The sequence below is a fragment of the Streptomyces triculaminicus genome, from assembly GCF_017349075.1.
Classification (GTDB): domain Bacteria; phylum Actinomycetota; class Actinomycetes; order Streptomycetales; family Streptomycetaceae; genus Streptomyces; species Streptomyces triculaminicus.
The window spans coordinates 345,108-368,197 of the sequence record NZ_JAFMOF010000002.1 but is presented as its reverse complement, the minus strand read 5'-3'; the positions used below and the strand labels follow the sequence as shown (position 1 = coordinate 368,197).

Annotated in this window: 20 protein-coding genes and 2 pseudogenes; 4 read left to right on the top strand and 18 right to left on the bottom strand. The window is 73.7% G+C overall.

Translation table 11 applies throughout. The annotated features are described in order from the left end of the window. Window positions 1-6: 6 nt before the first annotated feature. Window positions 7-1,251 carry a glycoside hydrolase family 10-like protein gene (locus tag J1792_RS11660; protein WP_086568960.1) on the bottom strand — a complete coding sequence of 415 codons (1,245 nt, stop codon included), beginning with the start codon at window positions 1,249-1,251 and terminating at the stop codon, window positions 7-9. Between the two features lie 184 nt (window positions 1,252-1,435). Here J1792_RS11660 and J1792_RS11655 point away from each other — a divergent pair, with 184 nt between their 5' ends. Further along, on the top strand, window positions 1,436-2,293 hold the full coding sequence (locus J1792_RS11655) for a 3-hydroxybutyryl-CoA dehydrogenase (protein ID WP_086568987.1): 858 nt from the start codon (window positions 1,436-1,438) through the stop codon (window positions 2,291-2,293). Between the two features lie 191 nt (window positions 2,294-2,484). Beyond that, window positions 2,485-2,742: a hypothetical protein gene (locus J1792_RS11650; protein ID WP_086568989.1), complete on the top strand. Its 258-nt coding sequence runs from the start codon at window positions 2,485-2,487 to the stop codon at window positions 2,740-2,742. 38 nt (window positions 2,743-2,780) lie between these two features. Here J1792_RS11650 and J1792_RS11645 read toward each other — a convergent pair whose 3' ends face one another. The 10 genes and pseudogenes from J1792_RS11645 to infC all read right to left on the bottom strand — a co-directional run bounded on the left by J1792_RS11645 (window position 2,781) and on the right by infC (window position 13,545). Next, on the bottom strand, window positions 2,781-3,311 hold the full coding sequence (locus tag J1792_RS11645) for an NUDIX hydrolase (protein ID WP_086568962.1): 531 nt from the start codon (window positions 3,309-3,311) through the stop codon (window positions 2,781-2,783). A 58-nt stretch (window positions 3,312-3,369) separates the two neighbouring features. Further along, entirely contained in the window at window positions 3,370-4,707 is a 1,338-nt protein-coding gene (locus tag J1792_RS11640) for a tetratricopeptide repeat protein (protein ID WP_086568964.1), read from the bottom strand. 101 nt (window positions 4,708-4,808) lie between these two features. Then, window positions 4,809-5,972, bottom strand: a pseudogene (locus tag J1792_RS11635) (PP2C family protein-serine/threonine phosphatase); the annotation flags it as partial. Between the two features lie 202 nt (window positions 5,973-6,174). Beyond that, on the bottom strand, window positions 6,175-8,685 hold the full coding sequence (gene pheT, locus J1792_RS11630) for a phenylalanine--tRNA ligase subunit beta (RefSeq protein ID WP_207247195.1): 2,511 nt from the start codon (window positions 8,683-8,685) through the stop codon (window positions 6,175-6,177). Beyond that, entirely contained in the window at window positions 8,685-9,806 is a 1,122-nt protein-coding gene (gene pheS, locus J1792_RS11625) for a phenylalanine--tRNA ligase subunit alpha (protein ID WP_086568968.1), read from the bottom strand. Before pheS ends, pheT begins: the two co-directional genes overlap by 1 nt. A gap of 138 nt (window positions 9,807-9,944) precedes the next feature. Further along, window positions 9,945-11,066 carry a sensor histidine kinase gene (locus J1792_RS11620; protein ID WP_086568970.1) on the bottom strand — a complete coding sequence of 374 codons (1,122 nt, stop codon included), beginning with the start codon at window positions 11,064-11,066 and terminating at the stop codon, window positions 9,945-9,947. 36 nt (window positions 11,067-11,102) lie between these two features. Next, complete coding sequence (locus J1792_RS11615; protein WP_086568972.1) at window positions 11,103-11,957, bottom strand: TrmH family RNA methyltransferase; 855 nt, start codon at window positions 11,955-11,957, stop codon at window positions 11,103-11,105. A gap of 143 nt (window positions 11,958-12,100) precedes the next feature. Further along, on the bottom strand, window positions 12,101-12,487 hold the full coding sequence (rplT, locus tag J1792_RS11610) for a 50S ribosomal protein L20 (protein WP_071964710.1): 387 nt from the start codon (window positions 12,485-12,487) through the stop codon (window positions 12,101-12,103). A 95-nt stretch (window positions 12,488-12,582) separates the two neighbouring features. Further along, window positions 12,583-12,777 (bottom strand): 50S ribosomal protein L35, encoded by a 195-nt coding sequence (rpmI, locus tag J1792_RS11605; protein ID WP_086568974.1) that lies wholly within the window; start codon window positions 12,775-12,777, stop codon window positions 12,583-12,585. 129 nt (window positions 12,778-12,906) lie between these two features. Further along, window positions 12,907-13,545: a translation initiation factor IF-3 gene (gene infC / locus J1792_RS11600; protein WP_086568975.1), complete on the bottom strand. Its 639-nt coding sequence runs from the start codon at window positions 13,543-13,545 to the stop codon at window positions 12,907-12,909. A gap of 384 nt (window positions 13,546-13,929) precedes the next feature. On the opposite strand from infC, the gene J1792_RS11595 reads away from it, so the two are divergent. Then, window positions 13,930-14,307 (top strand): DUF1844 domain-containing protein, encoded by a 378-nt coding sequence (locus tag J1792_RS11595; protein ID WP_086568977.1) that lies wholly within the window; start codon window positions 13,930-13,932, stop codon window positions 14,305-14,307. Window positions 14,308-14,368: 61 nt separating this feature from the next. Here J1792_RS11595 and J1792_RS11590 read toward each other — a convergent pair whose 3' ends face one another. The 4 genes from J1792_RS11590 to J1792_RS11575 all read right to left on the bottom strand — a co-directional run bounded on the left by J1792_RS11590 (window position 14,369) and on the right by J1792_RS11575 (window position 18,206). Beyond that, window positions 14,369-15,232, bottom strand: a complete 864-nt coding sequence (locus J1792_RS11590) for an MIP family channel protein (protein WP_242645880.1) — start codon at window positions 15,230-15,232, stop codon at window positions 14,369-14,371. A 96-nt stretch (window positions 15,233-15,328) separates the two neighbouring features. Further along, entirely contained in the window at window positions 15,329-16,069 is a 741-nt protein-coding gene (locus J1792_RS11585) for an SseB family protein (RefSeq protein WP_207247194.1), read from the bottom strand. Window positions 16,070-16,176: 107 nt separating this feature from the next. After that, on the bottom strand, window positions 16,177-17,361 hold the full coding sequence (gene mycP, locus J1792_RS11580) for a type VII secretion-associated serine protease mycosin (protein ID WP_086568980.1): 1,185 nt from the start codon (window positions 17,359-17,361) through the stop codon (window positions 16,177-16,179). Beyond that, complete coding sequence (locus J1792_RS11575; RefSeq protein WP_086568982.1) at window positions 17,358-18,206, bottom strand: hypothetical protein; 849 nt, start codon at window positions 18,204-18,206, stop codon at window positions 17,358-17,360. The genes mycP and J1792_RS11575 overlap by 4 nt, the downstream gene beginning before the upstream one ends. 170 nt (window positions 18,207-18,376) lie before the next feature. Between J1792_RS11575 and J1792_RS11570 the strand changes: the two genes are divergently transcribed. Further along, entirely contained in the window at window positions 18,377-19,564 is a 1,188-nt protein-coding gene (locus J1792_RS11570; protein ID WP_372446099.1) for an alanine racemase, read from the top strand. Window positions 19,565-19,573: 9 nt separating this feature from the next. Here J1792_RS11570 and J1792_RS11565 read toward each other — a convergent pair. From J1792_RS11565 to J1792_RS11555, 3 genes and pseudogenes are all read right to left on the bottom strand, one after another. After that, window positions 19,574-20,841 (bottom strand): annotated as a pseudogene (locus J1792_RS11565) (HAD family hydrolase). Window positions 20,842-20,936: 95 nt separating this feature from the next. Continuing rightward, window positions 20,937-21,722: a 3-oxoacyl-ACP reductase gene (locus tag J1792_RS11560; RefSeq protein ID WP_086573611.1), complete on the bottom strand. Its 786-nt coding sequence runs from the start codon at window positions 21,720-21,722 to the stop codon at window positions 20,937-20,939. Continuing rightward, complete coding sequence (locus tag J1792_RS11555) at window positions 21,719-23,086, bottom strand: aldehyde dehydrogenase family protein (RefSeq protein ID WP_086573613.1); 1,368 nt, start codon at window positions 23,084-23,086, stop codon at window positions 21,719-21,721. The genes J1792_RS11560 and J1792_RS11555 overlap by 4 nt, the downstream gene beginning before the upstream one ends. Between the last annotated feature and the right edge of the window lie 4 nt (window positions 23,087-23,090).

Genomic DNA, 23,090 nt, shown 5'->3' with positions numbered 1-23,090 from the left:
GGGACCTCAGCGCGGCGGACGCGCGCGGTGGGGGTAGTGGTCCTTCACCACGCGCTCCATCGCGCCGATGCGATCCCGGGCGACGTGCTGCGCGGAGAAGTAGACGTTGCCGAGCACCTCCGGATACGTCCTGCCGAGGGCGACGTGGCGGGAGAGCTCGGCGGCGTCCTGCCAGGGCGCGGGCTGCGCGGGGTCCCCGGCCCGGTAGAGGGCCTCGCCGATGTAGAGGTGGACGCCGGTGCCGCGTACGGTCTCCGCCCACCAGGGCAGGAGCTTGGCGTAGTCGGCGACGGTGAAGCCGATGTGCCAGTAGCACTGCGGGACGATGTAGTCGATCCAGCCCTCGCGGACCCACTTGCGGGTGTCGGCGTGGAGGTCGTCGTAGGTCTGCACGCCGGCCCGGGTGTCGGAGCCCAGCGGGTCGGTGGCGCGGTTGCGCCAGACGGCGAACGGGCTGATGCCGAACCGCACATGTCTCTTGCGCCTCTTGATGCGTTCGGCCATCTCCCGCACCAGCCGGTCGATGTTGTCGCGCCGCCAGGCCGCCCGGTCGGGGAAGCCGGCGCCGTAGCGCTCGTAGGCCGCCGTGTCGTCGAAAGTCTGCCCGGCCACGGGGTAGGGGTAGAAGTAGTCGTCGAAGTGCACGCCGTCCAGGTCGTAGCGCCAGACCGCGTCCAGCATGGCGTCCTGGACGAAGCGGCGGACCTCCGGCAGGCCGGGGTTGTAGTAGAGCTTGCCGCCGTAGGGCAGCACCCAGCCGGGGTGCACCCGGGCCGGGTGGGTGGGCGTCAGCCGGCCGGGGTCGGTGTGGTTGGCGACACGGTACGGGTTGAACCAGCCGTGCAGCTCCAGGCGGCGCTTGTGGGCCTCGCGCACCGCGAAGGCCAGCGGATCCCAGCCCGGCGAACGGCCCTGAGTGCCCGTCAGATACTCCGACCACGGCTCGTAGCGGGACGGCCAGAAGGCGTCGGCGGTGGGCCTGATCTGCAGGACCACGGCGTTGAGCCGGCGGGCCACGGCGACGTCGAGGAGCGCGGTCAGCTCGGCCTGTTGACGCTCGGGCGGCAGTCCGGGCCTGGACGGCCAGTCGACGTTGACGACCGTGGCGGTCCACATGCCCCGGAACTCCCGCTTGCGGTTCCGCCCGGCGTCCTCGGGCGCCGGCAGCGCGCCCGCCTCACCCGTCGCCAGTATCGCCGTCATCGCACCCGCGGCGGCCACCCCGAACCCTCTTCTGGTCAAACGCCCCATTTGCGAATTCTCCCTGCTTGAGGATGCCTCGTGTGTCACACCATTCGCGCAGAGCATGCCCGCCCCGGCCCACTCGCCACCGCCGACCGCGGAGTAACGTCTTTGCCAAGGCGGGAGCCGGACGACCTTCGACCACCCGCGGCAATCGACGAAGATCAGCGAAAGGCACGAGGTGACAGACTCAATCGCCGGCATTGCACGCGTCGGAGTGGTCGGCTGCGGCCAGATGGGCGCGGGCATCGCGGAGGTGTGCGCCCGGGCGGGACTGGACGTCAAGGTCGCCGAGACCACCGGTGACGCTCTGGAGCTGGGGCGCACCCGCCTGACCAACTCCCTCGGCAAGGCCGCCGAACGCGGCAAGATCACCGAGGCGGAGCGCGACGCCACCCTGGCGCGGCTGAGCTTCACCACCGACCTCGGCGAGTTCGCCGACCGCGACCTGGTCATCGAGGCCGTCGTGGAGAACGAGCAGGTCAAGACGGAGATCTTCAAGGTCCTCGACCAGGTGATGACCAGCCCGGACGCGATCCTGGCCTCCAACACCTCCTCCATCCCGCTGGTCAAGCTGGCCGTGGCGACCTCCCGCCCGGACAAGGTCATCGGCATCCACTTCTTCAACCCCGCCCCGGTGCAGCAGCTCGTCGAGCTGATCCCCGCGCTCACCACCGGCGAGGAGACCATCCGGCGCGCCGAGGCGCTGGTCGCCAAGGTGCTGGGCAAGCACGCCATCCGCGCCCAGGACCGCTCGGGCTTCGTGGTCAACGCCCTGCTCATCCCCTACCTGCTCTCGGCGATCCGGATGTTCGAGTCCGGCATCGCCAGCCGCGAGGACATCGACAACGGCATGGAGCTGGGCTGCGCCCACCCCATGGGCCCGCTGCGGCTGTCCGACCTGATCGGCCTGGACACCGTCGCCTCGGTCGCCGACAGCATGTACGCGGAGTACAAGGAGCCGCTGTACGCCGCCCCGCCGCTGCTGCAGCGCATGGTCGACGCCGGCCGCCTGGGCCGCAAGACGGGCTCGGGCTTCTACACCTACTGAGAGCACCCCGTGCGCTGACCCTCGGTCACCGACCGCGCCCCCGCCGGCCCGCCGACGGGGGTTCCGCGTTCACACGGGGTGTGCGCCGGTGACCCGCGGATACCCTCCGCACACGCTCCCGCCCCGCCCGTCCGCGCGATTGACTCGGATCGTCGTCACCACGCATGGACCTTCCGGAAGGGGTACGGACCGTGACCATCCATCCCGAGCACGCCGTCAGGGCGGCCGAGCTCGCGGAGCTCAGGCGCAGCCTCGACGTCGGCGTCGTCCGCATCGACGGGCACCTGGCCCTGCTCACCCAGCGCAGCGACCAGGCGGAGCGCGATCTGACCGAGATGACCGAGCGGGTACGGGCTCTGGAGCACGGCACATGGCCGCTGCCGTCACTTGCCGCGCTCACCGGCCTCGCCGGACTGGCGGTCGCCGTCTGGCAGGCGGTCGGCCGATGAACGCGGAACCACGGGGACGGCCGACGACGCGGGAGGCGTCAGCCGAGCCGGATGTGGTGCAGGAGCAGCAGGGCCGCCGCCATGTTGGCGGCTGGCACCTCACCGCGGGCGATCAGGTCGGGCACCAGCTTGAGCGGCACCCACTCCCGGCGGTCCGACTCGAAGCCGTCCTCCGGGTCACCGATGTACTCGGCCTCGTCCGTCCAGTAGATGTGGTGCCGGGCGTCGGTGAGACCGTTGGACGGCTCGACGGACATCAGGTGCCGCAGCGGGCCGGGCCGCCATCCGGTCTCCTCCTCCATCTCGCGGGCCGCGGCGCCGGCGATGTCCTCGCCGTCCTCGACGACGCCCGCCGCCAGCTCCCAGCCCCAGTTGTCGGTGATGAAACGGTGCCGCCACAGCAGCAGGACCTCGTTCGCCGCGTTGACCACCGTGGCCACGGCGACGGGCCGCAGCCGGATGACGAAGTGGTCGAGGTGACGGCCGTCGGGGAGTTCGACGTCCGCGAGATTGACCTGGAACCAGCGGTTCTCGTAGACGGTCAGCTCCCTGAGATTCTTCCAGCGCACGTGTAAGCCACCTTCCGCCGAGGTGGCCACCTCCCGGGCGTCGTCCCGGCGACGTGTCTCACAAGGGCACGCGCAGCGCCCCGTCGATCATCTCGGCGGCCTCGGCCGTGGCCGCGCACCCACTTTCGATCAGGTGCTCGCGCACCGCTCGGAGCCGGTCCCGTAAGCGCTGCGATTCCATGCCTCTCGCCTGCTCGGTCATCTCCCGTGCGGTGGCCACCGCCTTGTCCGCGTCTCCCTGACGCAGCTCGATGTGCGTGAGCATGGCGAGCCGGTGGACACGGCCCCGGTCGTGAGCGGGGGTGTCGACGGCCCGGTCCGCGTGCTCACGGGCGGGTCCGAGGTCGCCGAGGCTGAGCAGCGCCTCCGCCACCTGTACGTTCACCAGGCCGGGCTGGACGTAGCCGGTCTCGGCGGGCTCCTGGCCGCGGTGGATGCGTTCGGCGGCCGCCTCGGCCCGCCGGATGCAGCCGAGCGCCCCGGCGCCGTCGCCGAGCCGCGCGTACGCCTTGGCCTGCATGGCGTAGAGGTCCGCGGCGAGCGCGGGGGTGAGGTCGGAGCCCGCGGCCCGCAGCGCGGACTCGGCGAACGCGACCGCCTGGCGGTACTCCCCCATGAAGAGCGACTGGTTGACGAGCAGGGCGATCACATACGCGCCCAGGCCCCGGTCCCCGCTGGCCTTGGCCAGCCGCAGCGCCTGGTGGAAGTAGCGCTGGGCCAGTCCGTGGGCGTCGGAGTCGTACGCGCAGATGCCCGCGACGGCCACCAGGCCCCCGGTGGCCCGGTGCAGCTGACGGCCCGTGGCGTCGGAGTAGCTGCCGCGCAGCAGGGGCGCGGTCTCGGCGTTGAGGAAGCCGACCACCCTGGCCCGGGTCGCGACGCCCCCGGCCTTGCGGTACATCTGCTCGTAGTGGGCGCGGGCCGCGCGCAGCATCTCGATGTCGGTCGGCGAGACGCGGGTCAGCCCGCGGCGCGAGACGTCGGCGTCCTCGGGAGGGTTCTCCCACTCCCAGACCGGGATGACGGCGGGGGTGCCCGTGACGGCGGGGGCCTGGACGACGTGTTCGCGCTGCTGTTCGTCGGAGCGCCACAGGGCGGTGGCGCGCTCGACGAAGCCCGACAGCGGGGTGCCCGGCGCCCGGGGGGTGCCGGGGGTGCCCAGGCCGATGTCGTCGAGGGTCAGCGCGCGGTGCAGCCGCTCGCCGAGGACCTCGCAGATCAGGTCCGGCACCTGGCCGCGGGGCCGCTGGCCCTTGAGCCAGCGGGCGACGGCGGTGTGTTCGTAACGCAACGCCAGCCCCCGCGCCCGGCCCGCCGCGTTGATGTGGGCGGCCAGGCCGGCGTGGGATATTCCCGCTTCGTCGAGGATGGCGTCGAGCAGTGTGTTGGGCTCCATGCCCGCCCTCCGGTGCGCTCGGTGGGATCAGCGTAGTGGAGGCTGCTTCGCACGGGGTGTGAACGAGCCACCGCCGTAGGTGACTTCAGTGCCGGGCGCAGCGGGCGAGGGGGGGGGGACGCTTCGGCGGGGACGCGGGGGCGGTCGTTGCGCAGGGCCAGCAGCGCGAAGTCGTCGCCGACCCGGCCGCCGGTGTGGCGCAGCAGGGCGTCCTGGACGTGCTCGACGACGGCCGCGGGGGCCAGGAGCGGGCGGCGGGCGGCCTCGGTGAGGACGCCGGTGAGGGGGAAGAACGCCCCGGCGGCGTCGCGGGCGTCCTCGGCGCCGTCGGTGTGCAGGACCAGGGTGTCGCCCGGGCGCAGCCGGTCCAGGGTGAGCGGGGGCAGCTCGGCGGGCAGCGGGAACATGCCGAGCGGCGGCAGCGGGTCGCCGGGGGCGACGGCGACGGCGCGGGGGCCGCCGTGTCCGGTGCCGGTGAGGCGGTGCGGCCAGGGGTGCCCGCAGTTGAGGGCCGTGATCTCGCCGTCCTCGCCGACCTCCAGCAGCAGGACGGTCACGAACTCCTCGGCGTCGCAGCGTTCCCTCCCGGGCCCGGCGTCGGCGCGGGCCCTCTCGCGCAGGTGCCGTTGCAGGGCGCGCTCCAGGCGGCGCAGGACGCCGGGCAGTTCGGGCTCGTCGTGGGCGGCCTCGCGGAAGCTGCCGAGCAGGGCGGCGACGGTGCCCAGGGCGGGCAGGCCGTGGCCGCGGACGTCGCCCATGACGACGCGGACGCCGTGCGGGGTGGCGAGCGCCTCGTAGAGGTCGCCGCCGACGAGGGCTCCCCTGCTGGCGGACAGATGGCCGCCGGCCAGGGCGAGGCCCTCGAGCCGGGGCGGCAGGGGCCGCAGCAGGGCGCGCTGGGCGGCGGCGGCCGCCGCCCTGACGTGCTCGAGCTCCTGGGCGAGGCGGCGGCCGCGGCCCGAGGTGAGGTAGGCGGCGCCGAGGACCGCGAGGATCGCGCAGCAGGTGCCGAGCCGGGTGGCGTCGTCGGCGCGGCCGGTGGAGCCCAGCGGCACCAGGGCGAACAGCGCGCAGGCGCCGCCCAGGACGACGCACTGGCGGCGTCCGCTGCCGGCGCAGGCGATCGCGGGGGTGGCGGCGAGGAGCTGGACGAACTGGGTTCCCAGGGGGCTCAGCAGCTCCCAGCAGACGACCCCGAGGACCCACAGCCCGGGCAGCGCCACCACCAGGGCCCGCCGCCATTGAAGCGCCCGTTCACGGATCATGCCGTCGGCCCCCCATTGCAGCAATGACGCGCTCGATTCTTGCGAGCGGTCACGCGAAAGTAACGACCTGACTCCCTGATTCCACCCCATTGAGTGATATTCGGAGCGTGCCTCGCTGACGATGCGTGACAAACACGAGGGGCGCCCCGGAAGTCCGGGGCGCCCCTCGCGCGTGCGTACGGCGCGTCGGCCGCTGCGGGCGCTACGCGCCGCGCAGCACCGCGCCCGTGCTCTCCACGGCCGCCCGGACCGCCCCGTCACGGGCCGCGGAGGCCTCGTCGGCGGTCAGCGTGCGGTCGTCGGCGCGGAAGCGCAGGGCGTAGGCCAGCGACTTCTTGCCCTCACCGAGCTGGGGGCCGGTGAAGACGTCGAACAGGCGCAGCGACTCGAGCAGGTCGCCCGCGCCGGACCGCAGCGCGGCCTCGACGTCGGCCGCGGCGACCGAGGCGTCCACGACGAGCGCGACGTCCTGGGTGGCCACCGGGAAGGAGGAGACGTGCGGCGCCATGACCGGGCCGGTACCGGCCTGCTCCAGGCGGTCCAGGTCGATCTCCATCGCGCAGGTGCGCTCCGGCAGGCCGAACGCCTTGGTGACGCGCGGGTGGAGCTCACCGGCGTTGCCGACGAGCACCTCCTCGCCGTCGACGACGGCGAGCAGCGCGGCGCAGCGGCCCGGGTGGAACGGCGCCTGCTGGTCCTGGCGGACGATCAGCTCGACGTCGGCCTCGCGGGCCACGGAACGGCCCGCCTCGACGGCGTCCGCCCAGGTGGCCGGGCGGCCCTGGCCCCACCAGCCGGCCCGCTCGCGGGCCCCGGCGAGGACCACGGCGGCGCGGCGCGGCTGCCGGGGCAGCGCGGCGTCGAGCGCGGCGATCTCCTCGTCGGTGGGACGGCGGTCGACGGGCAGGCGCACCGGGGCGATCTCGTCGCCGGTCGGGCGGAAGACCAGGCCGGTCTCGAAGAGCGCCAGGTCGTGCTCGCCACGGCTGTCGTTGCGGCGCAGGGCGGCGAACAGCCCCGGCAGCAGCGTGGTGCGCAGCAGCGGCTCGGCGTCGGAGAGCGGGTTGACCAGCCGCACGGCGGTGCGGTGCGGGTCGTCGGCCTCCAGGCCCAGGTGGTCCAGGGCCCACTCCCCGATGAAGGGGTAGTTGAGCGCCTCGACGTACCCGGCGCCGGCCAGCGCCCGGCCGACCCGGCGGTGCAGGCGCTGGCGCGGGGTCAGGCCCCGGCCGGCCGGCAGCTGCGGGAGGGTGGCGGGGAGGTTCTCGTAGCCCTCGAGCCGGATGACCTCCTCGGCGAGGTCGTTGGGGTCGGTCATGTCCGGCCGCCAGCTGGGCACGGTGACGATCAGCTCGTCCTGCCCGTAGACGTCGCAGCCGACCTCCTGCAGGCGGCGCACAACGGTCTCGCGGCCGTACTCGACGCCCGCGACGCGGTCGGGGTGGTCGGCGCGCATCGTGATCGTGCGCGGCCCACTGGGGGCGACGATCTCGGTGACGCCGGCCTCGGCGGTGCCGCCGGCCAGCAGTACCAGCAGGTCGACGGTGCGCTGGGCGGCCGCGGAGGCGGCCTCCGGGTCGACGCCGCGCTCGAAGCGCTTGGACGCCTCCGAGGACAGCTTGTGGCGGCGGGCGGCCCGGGCGACGACGACCGGGTCGAAGTGCGCGGCCTCGATGACGACCTCGGTGGTGCCCTGGCCGGCCGCGTGGTCCACGATCTCGGTGTCGGCGCCGCCCATCACACCGGCGAGCCCGATGGGGCCGCGGTTGTCGGTGATGACCAGGTCCTCGGCGTCCAGGACGCGCTTGGTGCCGTCGAGGGTGACGAGCTTCTCGCCGGGCAGGGCGCGGCGCACGCCGAGGGTGCCGTCCACACGGGAGCGGTCGTAGGCGTGCAGCGGCTGGCCCAGCTCGAGCATCACGTAGTTGGTGATGTCCACGGCCAGCGAGACCGGGCGCATGCCCGCCTTCTGCAGGCGGCGCTGCAGCCAGAGCGGGGAGCGCGCCTCGGCGTCGAGGCCGGTGACGGTGCGGGCGGTGAAGCGGTCGCAGCCGGTGGGGTCGGCGACCTGGACGGGGTAGCCGTAGCTGTTGGGCGCGGGCACGTCCAGCAGGGCCGGGTCGCGCAGCGGCAGGCCGTAGGCGGTGGCGGCCTCGCGGGCGATGCCGCGCATCGACAGGCAGTAGCCGCGGTCGGGGGTGACCGCGATGTCGAGGACCTCGTCGACGAGCTGCAGCAGCTCGATGGCGTCGGTGCCGGCCTCGTGCTCGGGCGAGAGCACGATGATGCCGTGCGTGCCGTCGTCGCCCATGCCCAGCTCCTCGCCGGAGCAGATCATGCCGTGCGAGACCCTGCCGTAGGTCTTGCGGGCGGCGATGGCGAAGCCGCCGGGCAGCTCGGCGCCGGGCAGCACCACGACGACCTTGTCGCCGACGGAGAAGTTCCGGGCGCCGCAGACGATCTCCTGCGGCTCGCCGGTGCCGTTGGCGTCGCCGACGTCGACGGTGCAGAAGCGGATCGGCTTGCGGAAGCCCTCGAGCTCCTCGATGGTCAGCACCTTGCCGACGACCAGGGGGCCCTTGATGTCGGCGCCGAGCTGCTCGACGCGCTCGACCTCGAGACCGGCGGCGATGAGCTTGGCCTGTACGTCACGGCCGGTCTCGCCCGCCGGCAGGTCGACGTATTCCCGCAGCCAGGAAAGCGGGGCGCGCATCAGATCTCCATCCCGAACGGCCGGGTGAAGCGCACGTCACCCTCGACCATGTCTCGCATGTCTTCGACGTTGTGGCGGAACATCAGCATCCGTTCGATGCCGAACCCGAAGGCGAATCCGCTGTACTTCTCCGGGTCGATGCCCGCGGAGACCAGCACCCGGGGGTTGACCATGCCGCAGCCGCCCAACTCGATCCAGCCCTCGCTGGAGCAGGTCCGGCAGGCCTTCTCGGGGTTGCCGACCGACTCGCCGCGGCAGACGTAGCACTCCATGTCCAGCTCGGCGGAGGGCTCGGTGAACGGGAAGTAGTTCGGCCGCAGCCGGGTGGTCAGGCCCTCACCGAACAGCGAGCGCACCATGTGCTCGATGGTGCCCTTGAGGTCGGCCATGGTCAGGCCCTCGTCGATGGCGAGGAGCTCGACCTGGTGGAAGACCGGGGTGTGGGTGGCGTCCAGCTCGTCGGTGCGGTAGACGCGGCCCGGGCAGACGACATAGATGGGGGGCTCGCGGTCCAGCATCGAGCGGACCTGCACCGGGGAGGTGTGGGTGCGCAGGACGATGCCGGACTCGCTCTTCTTGTCCGAACCCTGGACGAAGAACGTGTCCTGCATGGCGCGGGCCGGGTGGTCCGGCTCGAAGTTCAGGGCGTCGAAGTTGAACCACTCGGCCTCGACCTCGGGGCCCTCGGCGACCTCGTAGCCCATGGCCACGAAGACGTCCTCGATGCGCTCGCAGAGCGTGGTGAGCGGGTGCCGGGCGCCGGCGGCGACACGGTCGTGGGGCAGCGTGACGTCGACCGCCTCCTCGACCAGGACCCGGGCGTCGCGCTCGGCCTCCAGCTCCGCCTGACGGGCGGCGAGGGCCTTGTTCACGGCACCGCGGGCCATGCCCACGCGCTTGCCCGCCTCGGCCTTGGCCTGCGGGGGCAGGGCGCCGATCTCGCGGTTGGCCAGCGCCAGCGGGGAGCGGTCGCCCATGTGGGCGGCCTTCGCCTCGCGCAGGGCTTCCAGGTCGGCGGCGGCGGCGAAGGCGGCGAGCGCCTCGTCCCGCATGCGCTCGATCTCTTGCGGTTTCAGTGCCTCGACCTCGACAGGGTCGTACGACTTATTCGGTGCCGACATCTCTTCCCGTGCTTCCAGTTGGCTGGCTTCGCTTCGCTGCGCGGCTTTTGCCCGACGACATTGGCCAGGTGATGCCAAAGGTGCCAAAGGTCGAGTCTAAGGGGCGCATGTGGTCCGGTGAGCCCGTGGGGCGCGGCTTCAGGCCTGGGTGAGGAAGGCCGGGGCGCTCACGGGCAGGGTAAATCGGAACTGGGCGCCGCCGCGGGGGGCGCGTCCCACCGTGATCGTCCCGCCGTGGGCCTCGACGATGCCCTTGACGATGTACAGACCCAGGCCCGTGCCACCGCGCTTGCTGCCCCGCCAGAAGCGGGTGAAGACGCGGGCCATCGACTCCTCGGGGATGCCGGGGCCCTCATCGCTCACGGTGACCGCCGTCCCCTCCGCACGGGCCTTCATCACTGCTGGTGCCACCTCTATGGTGACCGTTCCCTCGCCGTGGCGCACCGCGTTTTCCAGGAGGTTGCCCAGCACCTGGTCGATCTTGTCCGGATCCGCCCAGAGCGCGGGCAGCGGCTCCTTCGCGACACGGATCACGAAGCGGTCCTCGCTCTGCCCGGCGCGCACGTGGGCCTGGACGTGGCGGTGCACGGCGGCGGCGATGTCCAGGGGCTGCCGGCGCACCTCCAGGCGGCCGGAGTCGATGCGGGAGATGTCCAGCAGCTCGGCGATCAGCCGGGTGACCCGGTCGGCGTCGGCGTCGACGGTCTCCAGCATCAGCCGCTTCTGGTCGTCGGTGAACCGCTCCCACTTGCCCAGCAGCGTCGCGGTGAAGCCCTTGACGGAGGTCAGCGGGGAGCGCAGCTCATGGGCGACGGTGGCGATCAGCTCGGCGTGGCTGCGCTCGGTGCGCCGGCGCGCCTCGGTGCCGCGCAGCTGGACCACGACGCGCGTCACGGGGCCGCCCGGCCGCTCCCGCACGTAGCGGGCGCAGACCAGCACCTGGCGGCCGCCGGGCAGCAGCAGATTGCGCTCGGGCTGCCCGGTGCGGGTGGCGAGGCCTCCGTAGGGGTCGGTCAGCGCCCACCAGCGGCGGCCGTCGAGGTCCTCCAGGGGCAGCGCGCTCTCCAGGGGCCTGCCCACGGCGTCGCCCGCGCGGACGCCCGTGATGCGGGCGGCGGCGGAGTTGAAGCAGGTCACACGGCCGGCGGCATCGGCGACGACCAGGCCGTCGGGCAGGTCGTCGGGGTGCAGGCCGAAGCCCGCGGGGGACGCGGCCGGGCAGGTGCCGGCCACGCTCCCGGAAGTTCTGACGTACCTCATCCGCACCCCCTCCCGAGCCCCCGGAGCGCCACCCTACTAGCTGGAGGTCACGGAGCGGCACCCTCCGGACGCGCGCTGCGCACGGGCGGAGGCGTACAGGCACACGGCGGCGGCCGTGGCGAGGTTGAGCGACTCGGCCTTGCCGTGGATGGGCACGCGCACCACGGCGTCGGCGAGCGCCCGGGTCTCCTCCGGCAGGCCCCAGGCCTCGTTGCCGAAGACCCAGGCGGTGGCCCCGCCCATGGTGCCCCGGTCCAGCTCGGCGTCCAGGTCGCGGTCGCCCGCGCCGTCGGCGGCCAGGATCCGCACGCCCGCGGCCCGCAGCCCCTGCACGGCGAGCTCCACCGGAACGCCCACGGCCACCGGCAGGTGGAAGAGGGAGCCGACGGAGGCCCGTACGGACTTGGGGTTGTAGAGGTCGACCGAGGCGTCGGTGAGCACGACGGCGTCCGCGCCCGCGGCGTCCGCGCACCGCAGCACGGTGCCGGCGTTCCCGGGGTCGCGCACATGCGCCAGGACGGCGACGAGCCGGGGGCGGGCGGCCAGGATCTCCTCGAAGGACGAGTCGAGGAAGCGGCAGACGCCGACGAGGCCCTGCGGGGTCACGGTCTGCGACAGGTCGGCGATCACGTCGTCGGCGGCGAGGTGGCAGCGCACCCCGGCGTCGTGGGCGGCGCCGATGATCTCGGCGTGCCGCTCGGCGGCCTCGACGGTCGCGAAGAGCTCGATCAGCGTCGGCTCGCCGCCGCTGCGGTGCTCGATCGCCTCGCGCACGGCCTGGGGGCCCTCGGCGATGAACCGGCGCTCCTTGACCCGGAAACTACGCTTGGCCAGCCGCCGTGCGGCGATGACGCGGGGGGAACGCGGGGAGATCAGCTCGGGGGTGCCCATGGGCGGCGGCTCACTTCACTGGGTGGGGTCGTACGGCCTCGCGGACTGCGCGGCGAGCGGCAAGCGGCATCAAGCGGCAAAAGGCAGCGGACCCGCAGGCCGCGGGGGCCTGCGGGTCCGCTCAACGCCTGGTGGCGCCTGGATCAGGCGGCAGCCTTCGGCGCGTTGACGTCGGCCGGCAGCGCCTTCTGGGCGACCTCGACGAGCGCGGCGAACGCGTTCATGTCGTTGACCGCGAGCTCGGCCAGGATCTTGCGGTCCACCTCGATGTTGGCGGCCTTCAGACCCTGGATGAGGCGGTTGTAGGTCATGCCGTTCTGGCGGGCAGCGGCGTTGATGCGCTGGATCCACAGCTGACGGAAGTCGCCCTTGCGCTTCTTGCGGTCGTTGTAGTTGTAGACCAGGGAGTGGGTGACCTGCTCCTTGGCCTTGCGGTACAGACGCGACCGCTGGCCGCGGTAACCGCTGGCCGCCTCGAGGATCGCCCGACGCTTCTTGTGCGCGTTGACTGCGCGCTTGACGCGTGCCACTTGTTAACTCCTTGTAGCGGGGCCGTGGTGGGTTCTCACACGGCCCGAATTCGATTGGGTCCCGGTGCGGGCGTTCGGCGCGGTGGCGCCGGACGTCACTTGCCGAGAAGCTTCTTGATCTTCGCGGCGTCGCCCGGGGCCATCTCGGCGTTGCCGGTGAGGCGACGCGTCAGGCGGGACGACTTGTGCTCGAGCAGGTGGCGCTTGCCGGCGCGCTCACGGAGCACCTTGCCGGAGCCGGTCACCTTGAAGCGCTTCTTGGCACCGCTGTGCGTCTTGTTCTTCGGCATAGCGCCGTTCTCTCCTCGTCGGTGGCACTCCCGGCCCGTTTCAGGGCGCATGGGAGCGTCAACTGTTGGTTGCTGTTCCGGGGCGGGGACGCCCCGGAGTGAGCGCCGGGGCCGCTACGGGCCCCGGGATCACGCCTCTGCGGGCTCCTCAGCGGCGTCCGCGGTGGATCCACCCTGGCGCTCCGCCTTGCGGGCGGCCTGCGCCTCGCGGGCTTCGGCCATCGCCTCGGTCTTCTTCTTGTGCGGACCGAGGACCATGATCATGTTGCGGCCGTCCTGCTTGGGGTTCGACTCGACGAAACCCAGGTCCTGGACGTCTTCCGCGAGGCGCTGCAGCAGTCGGTAGCCCAGCTCGGGCCGGGACTGCTCGCGACCACGGAACATGATCGTGATCTTGACCTTGTCGCCCTGCTTGAGGAACCGGACGACGTGACCCTTCTTGGTGTCGTAGTCGTGCGGGTCGATCTTCGGCCGGAGCTTCATCTCCTTGATGACCGTGTGCGCCTGGTTCTTGCGCGCCTCACGGGCCTTCATGGCCGACTCGTACTTGAACTTCCCGTAGTCCATGAGCTTGCAGACCGGCGGACGGGCGTTCGCCGCGACCTCGACCAGGTCGAGGTCGTACTCCTGCGCAAGCTCCAGTGCCTTGGCAAGCGGCACGATGCCGACCTGCTCGCCACTGGGACCGACAAGTCGCACCTCGGGGACTCGGATCCGGTCGTTGATGCGGGGCTCGGCGCTGATGGGGCCTCCTCGGTAGCACCACACGGCCGCCTGGCGGACAGCCGCGTAACGTCTTTTCGGTGTGACCGCCGCGTCGCGCGAGACGCAAAAAACGCCCCGGACGGGTCACAGGCAGGGCTCCTCACACTCAGGGAGCACCGCCGCGGTGAGCCGCGAGGCGCGATAGACAGCTCCCCATCGTCCGTACGGAACGATGGGCCACCTGTCTGACCCGAGACCTGCCGACCAGGGGTCGGTCAGGTGGGAGATCGGAGCCTCCACTTGTGGGCCGGGCACACGGGTGTCCGGCCGGTCGTGGTCCAGCATACCAGCGAGCCGGGCAGGTCCCCACCCGAGCGCGCCGGGGCCCTGGCCCTAGGCTGGGCGCACCGCCGCGGAACGAAGAACGTGAAGAACGGAAGAGCAACGATGAGCGACGCCACCCCCGAGGCCACCCCCGACAACGAGGGCGCACCGGACTTCGACAGCATGACGCGCGACATCGCGGACGTCCCCGCGGTCGAGGTGATCACCACCGTCGCCGTGCACCTGATGAGCGCCGCGGCGGTCAACCTGGGCCTCGCCGAGGAGGGCGAGAAGCACAAGGACCTGGACGAGGCGAGGAAGCTGATCCACGCCCTGGCCGGCCTGGTCACCGCGAGCGCCACCGAGATCAGCAACTTCCACGCGGCGCCGCTGCGCGACGGCCTGAAGTCGCTGCAGCTGGCCTTCCGCGAGGCGTCCGTGGTGCCGGACGAGCCCGGCCAGGGGCCCGGCGAGAAGTTCACCGGGCCCGTCTACTCCTGACGGCCGCCTGCTCCTGACGGCCGCGTCCTCCTGACGGCCGGCGCGGCCGGCCCCGCAGGCCTCAGGCCGGGCCGGTCCCCGCGCCGCCCTCCGGGCCCCGCTCGTCCGCCGTGCCGCCGGGGCCGCCCCGCGGGTTGGCCGCCGGCCGCGCGGCCAGCCGCTCGGGGGCGGCGATGTCGTCCGCGACGATGGCCGGCGAGTGCAGGGGGTGGGTGACCCGGTGTGCGCAGGCGGCGAGCGCGGCGCCGATCAGCGGGGCGATGATGAACAGCCACAGCTGGGACAGCGCCCCGCCGCCCGCGAAGAGCGCCGGGCCGATGCTGCGGGCCGGGTTCACGGACGTGCCGGTCAGCGGCACGCCGATGAGGTGGACGACCGCCAGGGCCACGCCGATCGCCAGCCCGTCGAAGCCGACCACGGCGACCCGGTGCGTCACCGAGAGCACCACGAAGACCAGCAGGAAGGTCATCACGACCTCCGCCAGGAACGCACCGCCGGTGTTGAGGTGCACGGCCGATCGTTCGGCGAAGCCGTTGCTGCCGAAGGCGCCGTGGGTCTTGAGCCCCGGCACCTGTTTGGCCAGCAGGAAGAGGATCGCCGAACCGACGATGGCGCCGAGCACCTGGGCGATCCAGTACTCGATGGCCGTGTGCAGCGAGATCCGGCGCTCGAGCAGCAGCCCCAGCGTCACCGCCGGGTTGACGTGGCAGCCGGAGACCGGTCCGAGGGCGTACGCGAGGGCCAGAAGAGTGAAGCCGAAGGCCAGCGCGATGCCCAGCACACCGATGTAGTCGGCCGCCAGGACGACACAGCCGACGGCGAAGAAGACCAGCAGCAGGGTCCCGAGGAACTCGGCGGAAATGGCCCTCGTCTTCACCGGGTCGAGGTTCTCCCACGCCGGCTTCACGTTCTTCAGGGCGTCCATGGCGTCCTCCCGAGGATCTCGTGGACCGTCCGTACGCAATTGTCGGACGATCTCTCCCCCGGCGCCTCTCGGAGATCAGCGGCTGAAGAGCGGAGATCAGCGGCTGAAGAGCTCCTCCGCGCCCGCCGGCACCGTCGCCCCGGCCGGCAGCAGAGCCACCTCCAGGCCCTTCACGAGCCGGGCCCGCAGCACCTCGTCGGCCGCCAGCGCCCGGGCCAGCCGCCCCACGACCTCGCCGGCCGCCGCCTGCGGAGCCAGCGTCAGCACCAGGGTGCCGTCCGCCTCCGGGGCCGGGGCCAGGTGCGCCCGCAGCACGCCCGGCTCGGCCGCCAGCACGCCGCGCAGCGCGTCCGCGACGGCCGGGTCGGCCAGCGGGTCGGCGCTGGTGCGCCCCTCGGCCAGCGCGAGCAGCGCGGGGCCGGTCAGCGGGTACGTCACCGGTCCGGCCAGGTCGAGCACGATGGTGTCCGCCTTCTCGTGCGCCGCCGCCTGCAGCGCCTGGTGCAGCGGTACGGCCACGGGCCGGGCGTCCGCGCGCCAGCGGGCCAGCGACTCCGTCGAGGTGAACGCGGGCAGCGCCCGCCGCCCGTCCGGCGCCTGCAGCGTCGGCACGGCCATGTCGCTGGTCTTCTCGCGCCGGAGCCCGTCGGGCCCGGTCTCCACCTCGCCGAGCACCGCCACGACGGGGACGAGCAGTCGTGCTCCCGGCAGGGCCGCGAGCACCCGCCCCTCGGCGGACCGGTCGGCCGCCCAAGAGGCGAGCGCCTCGGTCAGCGCCGGGTCGGCGGAGCCGTCGTCGTCGGAGAAACCGGGATCGGGGATGTTCTTCAGGGCCACGGGGCGAGCCTATCGGGCGGTGCCGGCCGCCTTCGCGGGGCGTCCGGGGCCGGAGGCCGGCCCGGGTCCGGGCCGGGGACCGGCTCCCGGCACTGCCGCGGACGGGCTCAGGCCGCCCGGCGCGGGCGCCGCCGGCGCAGGACCGCCGCCACGGCGAGCAGCACCGCTCCCGCGCCGCCCGCGGCCAGGGCCGGCGTCGGCGGCGCGTCGCCGGCGCCGTCCCGGCGGGCGGGGCCCGGGCCTCCGCCGAAGTAGCGCGGGGCCTCCGCCGCCCCGCCGCGTGTGGAGAGCGTGCCCCGGCCGGCGGCGGCCACCGCCGCCGCCGCGTCCACCAGCCCGGCCCCCAGGTCGTCGCTGCGCCCGCCGGGCGGCGCGTCCTGCGCCGTGCGCACCAGCAGCGCGCGGATCTCGGCCGCGCTCAGGCCGGGGCCGGCCGCCCGGACCAGGGCGACGGCGCCGGAGACGAACGCGGCGGCCGCGCTCGTCCCCCACCCCTCGTAGTAGCGCCGGTCGGGGTCGGCGATCACGACGTCGACGCCCGGCCCGCTGACGGTGGCGTACCACCGCCGGGTGGAGAACGCGGCCCGCGCCCCGTAGCGGTCCACGGCCGTCACGGCGATCACACCGGGGTAGGCGGCGGGGTAGGAGACGTGGTCGCCGCTCTCGCCGCCGTTGCCGGCCGACGCGACGACGACGGCGCCCTTGCTCAGCGCGTACTGCACCGCGGCGTCCTCGCGCGGCTCGGGGTGCGCGGTGTCGCTGTCGTCCCCGAGGGAGAGGTTGATGACGTCGGCGCCGTGGTCCGCGGCCCACCGGATGCCGTCGGCGAGGGCGCTGCCGCGCGCCCCGCGGGCCTTGGGGCGGGCGGGGTCGGCGTCCTCGAGGATCACGCGCACGGGCAGGATCCTGGCCTCGGGTGCCACGCCCATGACGCCGTCGGCGTCGTCCGGGCCGTGGCCCCGGCCGGCGATGATGCCGGCCATGGCGGTCCCGTGCCGGGCCCAGGAGCGCTCCCCCGGCGCCGCGCCGAACCCGATCAGGTCCTTACCCGGCAGCACCCGGCCGCGCAGGTCCGGGTGCCCGTCGTCGACCCCGGTGTCGAGCACGGCGACGGTCACGCCCGCGCCCTTGGTCGTCCGCCACGCGTCCTCGGCGTGCAGCGCCTGAAGCGCCCACTCCTGTGCCCTTATGGCGTCGGCGTGCGCGGGCGGCGCGGCCGGCAGCGCGAGGGCGAGGGCGAGGGCGGCGGCGAGCGGGGCGAGGACGCGCGGGCGGCGCCGCCGGACCGTCATCGGCCGCTCCCGGAGCCCGGCTTGTGCGCGTTCCGGCGGAATACGCGCTCCACTTCCTCCTCGAGGGCGGTCGCGTCGTGACCGAGGCCCGCCTGGGCCGGCGCGGTCGTCGCGCCGGGGGCGACCGCCCGGGCGGCGGGCTGGGGCGGGGTGCCGGTGCGGCCGTCGGCGAAGCCGGTCACGGAGTAGACGACGGCGGGGACGTCCGTCAGGACGCTGATGCGCCAGCTGGCGCGCTGGGCGTCGCCGAACCGCTCGGCGACGGTGCCCCGGGGGGCGTACGGGCGGGGCATCAGGCCGGCCCGCTCGTCGAGGCGTTCGGCGGCGAACCGCTCGCGCAGCTCCCGCATGCCGGAGGTGCCGGTGTCCGTGACCATCAGGCCGACCGTGGTCACGCTGGAGGAGGTGACGTCGGCGTAGGTGGCGCGCAGCAGGCGCCGGCAGCCCACGGGGGCGAGGGCCTCGGCCAGCGGGGGGTCGAAGGCGCCCCGGCAGTCGCCGTCGGGGGCGACGCCGACGCGGGTCCAGTCGCGCCGCGCCCCGCCGGGGCCCGCCGCGTCGCCGTGCACGCTGCGGGGGAAGAGCTCGTCGACGGGTACGGTGCGCCACACGGTGGCGCCGCGCTCGTACGCCGCCCGGTCGGCGGGCGGGTCGGGCCGGCCGCCCGTGAGCCAACTTCCGGCGGCGGCCCCGGCTATGAGGCCCAGTCCGGCGAACAGGCATACGGCGGCGGCCGCGCTCCTGCGGGCGGCGGGCCGTGCGCCGACGGCCGGGGGCGGCCCCGGAGGCGGCGGCGGGTACAGGGGAGCGGCAGGCGGCGCGAGGGCATCCGCTTCGGTGCTCACGTGCGCTCCCCCTCGCGGGCCCGGCTCGCCGAACCGCCCCATGTCGGACATCGGCCGCGGCCCGAAGGGCCCGGCGTGCGCGCCACTTTACGGTGCGTGGCACGGCGGGTGCCATTCGCCCGCGCCCTCCCCCTATCCAGCGCGATTCGCCTTCTGGCAAGCTGCGCGCCATGCCGTCGGACCGAGTGCGCTACGACCGTGCCACCGCCCACCTCGAGGCTCCGCTGGCGGTGGTCGACCTCCGGGCGTTCGACGCCAACGCCGCCGATCTGGTGCGGCGGGCGCGGGGCAAGCCGGTGCGGGTGGCGAGCAAGTCGGTACGCTGCCGGGCGCTGTTGGACCGGGTGCTGGCGCGGGAGGGCTTCGCGGGCGTGATGAGCCATACGCTCGCCGAGTCGCTGTGGCTGGCGCGCTCGGGCGTGGCGGACGTCCTGCTGGCCTATCCCTCGGCCGACCGTGCGGGGTTCGCCGAGCTGACGTCGGACGCCGAGCTGGCGGGCGCGGTCACGGTGACGGTGGACGACCCGGCCCAGCTGGCGCTGATCGACGCCGCCCGGCAAGGGCGCGAGGAGGTACGGGTGTGCCTGGAGTTGGACGTCTCGCTGTGGCTGCTCGGCGGGCGGGTACGGATCGGGGCGTTACGGTCACCGGTGGGCGATCCGGGGCGGCTGGCCGAGCTGGCCCGGGCCGTCGACCGCAGACCGGGCTTCCGACTGGTGGGTTTGATGGCCTATGAGGCCCATGTGGCGGGCGTGGGTGACAGCCCGGCGGGCCGTCCGCTGCGCGCCCGTGCGGTCCGCCTGATGCAGTCCGCCGCCCGCACCCACCTGCGGGCGCTGCGGGACGAGGCCGTGCGGGCGGTGCGGGAGGTGGCGGACCTGGAGTTCGTCAACGGCGGCGGCACCGGCAGCGTGCACGACACCGCCGCCGAGCCGGCGGTGACGGAGGTCGCGGCGGGCTCGGGCCTGTACGCGCCCCGCCTGTTCGACGACTACAGCGCGTTCCGGGCCCGCCCGGCGGCGCTGTTCGCGCTGCCCGTGGTGCGCCGGCCGGGAGTGGGCGTGGTGACCGTGCTCGGCGGCGGCTACCCCGCCTCCGGCACGGCCGGCGCGGACCGGCTGCCGGTGCCGTATCTCCCGGCGGGGCTGCGGCTCTCGCCCCGGGAGGGCGCCGGCGAGGTGCAGACGCCCCTGCTGGGCCAGGCGGCGGACGACCTGCTGATCGGCGACAGGGTGTGGTTCCGGCACGCGAAGGCCGGCGAGCTGTGCGAGCGCTTCCCCGCGCTGCACCTCGTCGATGGCGACCGCGTCGTCGACACGGTCGCCACCTACCGGGGCGAGGGGCGGACGTTCCTGTGAGCGCTCGGCTCAGAACGCCTTGTCCACCTGGTCCGCGATGACGGAGCCGTCGGCGCGCCGGACGGGCACCTTCGAGCCGTCCTCGGCCGTGGCGCCGGTCGTCGAGCAGGGGTAGGCGCCGGACTTGCGCGGCATCGGGTCGATGAACATCGGGTTGGCCACCCAGCGGCCGTCCACGTCGTCGTAGGCCCGGCACATCAGCTCGGACTTGTTGCGGTTGATGGCGACGTGCGCGCCGGTGGCGTCGTTGACGAACGTCACGTCGGTGTCGGCGTCGCCCGCGCCGAGGGCGATGCGGTGCTTGAAGTCCTGCTGCTGCCAGGCCTTGGCACCCTTGATCTTGAAGATCTCCTGGTTGATCATGCAGCGCTTGCCGTCCATGTACGGCAGGGCGTCACCGCGGCCGGTCTCGACGCCGCCGCAGCCCTTGAGGGCGGGGGTGAGGAGGCCGCGCTTGGTGATGCTGCGGATGCCGATGGTGTGCTTGCGGTCCAGGCCGACGCCGCTGGACCAGGCCTCGGCGATCGGCTCGGAGGAAGCGGAGACGATGTAGACGTCGAAGCCGGCCGCCTTGAGCGTGCGGATCAGGTCCTTCTGCTGGTCGTAGTAGCGGATGTACCCGGCGATCGTGTGGGTGCCGACGGTCTGCTTGGCACCGACGGGCGCGGCGAGCTGCTCGGCGCGGGCCTGGCGGGCGAAGGAGGTCAGGGCGGCGGGGGTGTGTCCGGCGAACAGCTGCGGGATCCAGCCGTAGGCGGGCACCGTGCGCCGGTGGTTCCACTCGCCGGCGAAGGCCGTCTCGCCGGACATGGTCTGCGACTTCTCGCGTATCTCGAAGATCTCGTCGGCGCAGGCGGTGTTCTTCGAGGTGGGCAGCGGCCGGCCGACGGGCACGGCGGTGCCGCAGGCCTTGGTCAGGGCCTTGTCGGCGGCGGCGGTGAGCCAGGCGCTGGTGTCCTTCCAGCTCCTGGGCCGCAGGATCTTGTCGTGCTTGAGGGCCCAGGCGAGCGTGGCGTCGGTGATGTCGTTCTTGACGACGGTGTTGTCCCAGTCGAACGCGGCGACCGGGCGCGGGCCGTTCTTGCCGGAACAGGTGCCGCGCTCGTCGATCATCTTCTGGAGCCTGGCGCGGTTGTCGCCGGCCCACGGGAGCTTCGTGTCGAGCTGGGGGCAGTTGCGGCGGGGGCCTCGTGGGCGGGGGCGGCGAGGGCCGGGACCGACGCGGCGAGGGCCGCGGCGGCAGCGAGGCCGACGACGATGGCGGACTTGGTGCGCATGTGCTCTCTTTTGGTGCGTGAGGAGGGCAGGGCTCGCGGCGGGACCGGCGCCGGAGCGTGCGCCGCGGGCCGGTCCCGGCACTTGATCATGGACCCTACAGCGGGGTGACGTACGCGCCCGCGATGCCACCGTCGACGAGGAACTCGGCGGCGTTGACGAAGGAGGAGTCGTCGCTGGCGAGGAAGGCGACGGCGGCCGCGATCTCCTCGGGCTCGGCGAAGCGGCCGACGGGCACGTGCACCAGGCGGCGGGCGGCGCGCTCGGGGTCCTTGGCGAAGAGCTCCTTGAGCAGCGGGGTGTTCACCGGCCCCGGGCACAGCGCGTTGACGCGGATGCCCTCGCGGGCGAACTGCACGCCCAGCTCGCGGGACATCGCCAGCACGCCGCCCTTGGAGGCGGTGTAGCTGATCTGGGAGGTGGCGGCGCCCATCACGGCGACGAAGGAGGCGGTGTTGATGATGGAGCCCTTGCCCTGCCGCTGCATGTACGGCAGCGCGGCCTTGCAGCAGAGGTAGACGGAGGTGAGGTTGACCTCCTGGACGCGCTTCCAGGCCTCGAGGCCGGTGGTGAGGATGGAGTCGTCGTCGGGCGGCGAGATGCCGGCGTTGTTGAAGGCGATGTCGACCGAGCCGTAGGTGTCGTGGGCGGTCTTGAAGAGCGCCTCGACCTCCTCGGGGCTGGTGACGTCGACCTTGACGAACAGGCCGCCGGTCTCGGCCGCGGCGGCCTTGCCCGCGCTCTCGTCGATGTCGGCACAGACGACGTTCGCGCCCTCGGAGGCCAGCCGGCGGGCGGTGGCCAGGCCGATGCCGCTGCCGGCTCCGGTGACGACGGCGGTGCGGCCGACGAGGCGGCGGCAGACGGGGCTCTGGTCGGTCACTTGGACTCCTCCACGGGGTCGATGGCGATGAAGACGTTCTTGGTCTCGGTGAAGGCGGACACCGCGCCGGGGCCGAGCTCCCGGCCGAGGCCGGACTGTTTGAAGCCGCCGAACGGCGTCCAGTAGCGGACGCTGGAGTGGGAGTTGACGGAGAGGTTGCCGGCGGCGACGGCCCGGGAGACCCGCAGGGCGCGGGAGACGTCGCGGGTCCACACGGAGCCGGCCAGGCCGTAGTCGGTGGCGTTGGCGATCCGTACCGCCTCCGCCTCGTCCTCGAAGGGGATGACGACGGCCACGGGGCCGAAGATCTCCTCGACGGCGGTACGGTCCTCCGGCCGGCCCTCGAGCACGGTGGCGGGGTACCAGAACCCCTTGCCCGCCGGGACCTCGCCGCGGATGGCGGCGGGGGCGGACTCGGGGACGTAGGAGCGTACGCGCTCGCGGTGGGCGGCGGAGATCAGCGGGCCCATTTGGGTCGCCGGGTCGGTGGGGTCGCCGACGACGAAGGACTTCACGGCCGGTTCCAGGAGCTCCATGAAGCGGTCGTAGACCGGGCGCTGGACGAGGATGCGGCTGCGGGCGCAGCAGTCCTGGCCGGTGTTGTCGAGGAAGGAGCCGGGGGCGGCCGCGGCGGCGCGCTCGACGTCGGCGTCGGCGAAGACGATGTTGGGGCTCTTGCCGCCGAGTTCGAGGGTCACGCGCTTCACGTCCGCCGCGCACTTGGCCATGATCTGTTTGCCGACGGCGGTGGAGCCGGTGAAGACGACCTTGGCGACGCCCGGGTGCCCGACGAGCGCGTCGCCCGCCACCGGGCCGGCCCCCGGCAGGACCTGGAAGAGGTCCTCGGGCAGCCCGGCCTCCAGGGCCAGGCCGGCCAGCCGCAGGGCGGTCAGCGGGGTGGTCTCGGCGGGCTTGAGGAGCACGGCGTTGCCCGCGGCGAGCGCGGGGGCGAAGCCCCAGGCGGCGATGGGCATCGGGAAGTTCCACGGGGCGATGACGGCGACGACGCCGAGCGGTTCGTGGAAGGTGACGTCGAGGCCGCCGGGCACGGGGATCTGGGAGCCGTTGAGCCGCTCGACTCCCCCGGCCGCGTACTCCAGCAGGTCACGGGCGTTGCCCGCCTCCCAGCGGGCGTTGCCGACGGGGTGGCCGGCCTCGCGGACCTCCAGCTGGGCGAGCTCCTCGAGGTGGGTGTCGACGGCGTCGGCGAAGCGGCGCAGATGGCGGGCGCGGTCGCCGGGGGGCAGGGCCGCCCATGCCGTCTGGGCCTTCGCCGCGCGGGCGACGGCGGCGTCGACGTCCTCGCGGGTGGTGTCGGGGACGGTGGCGACGATCTCTTCGGTCGCCGGGTTGACGATGTCCAAGGCG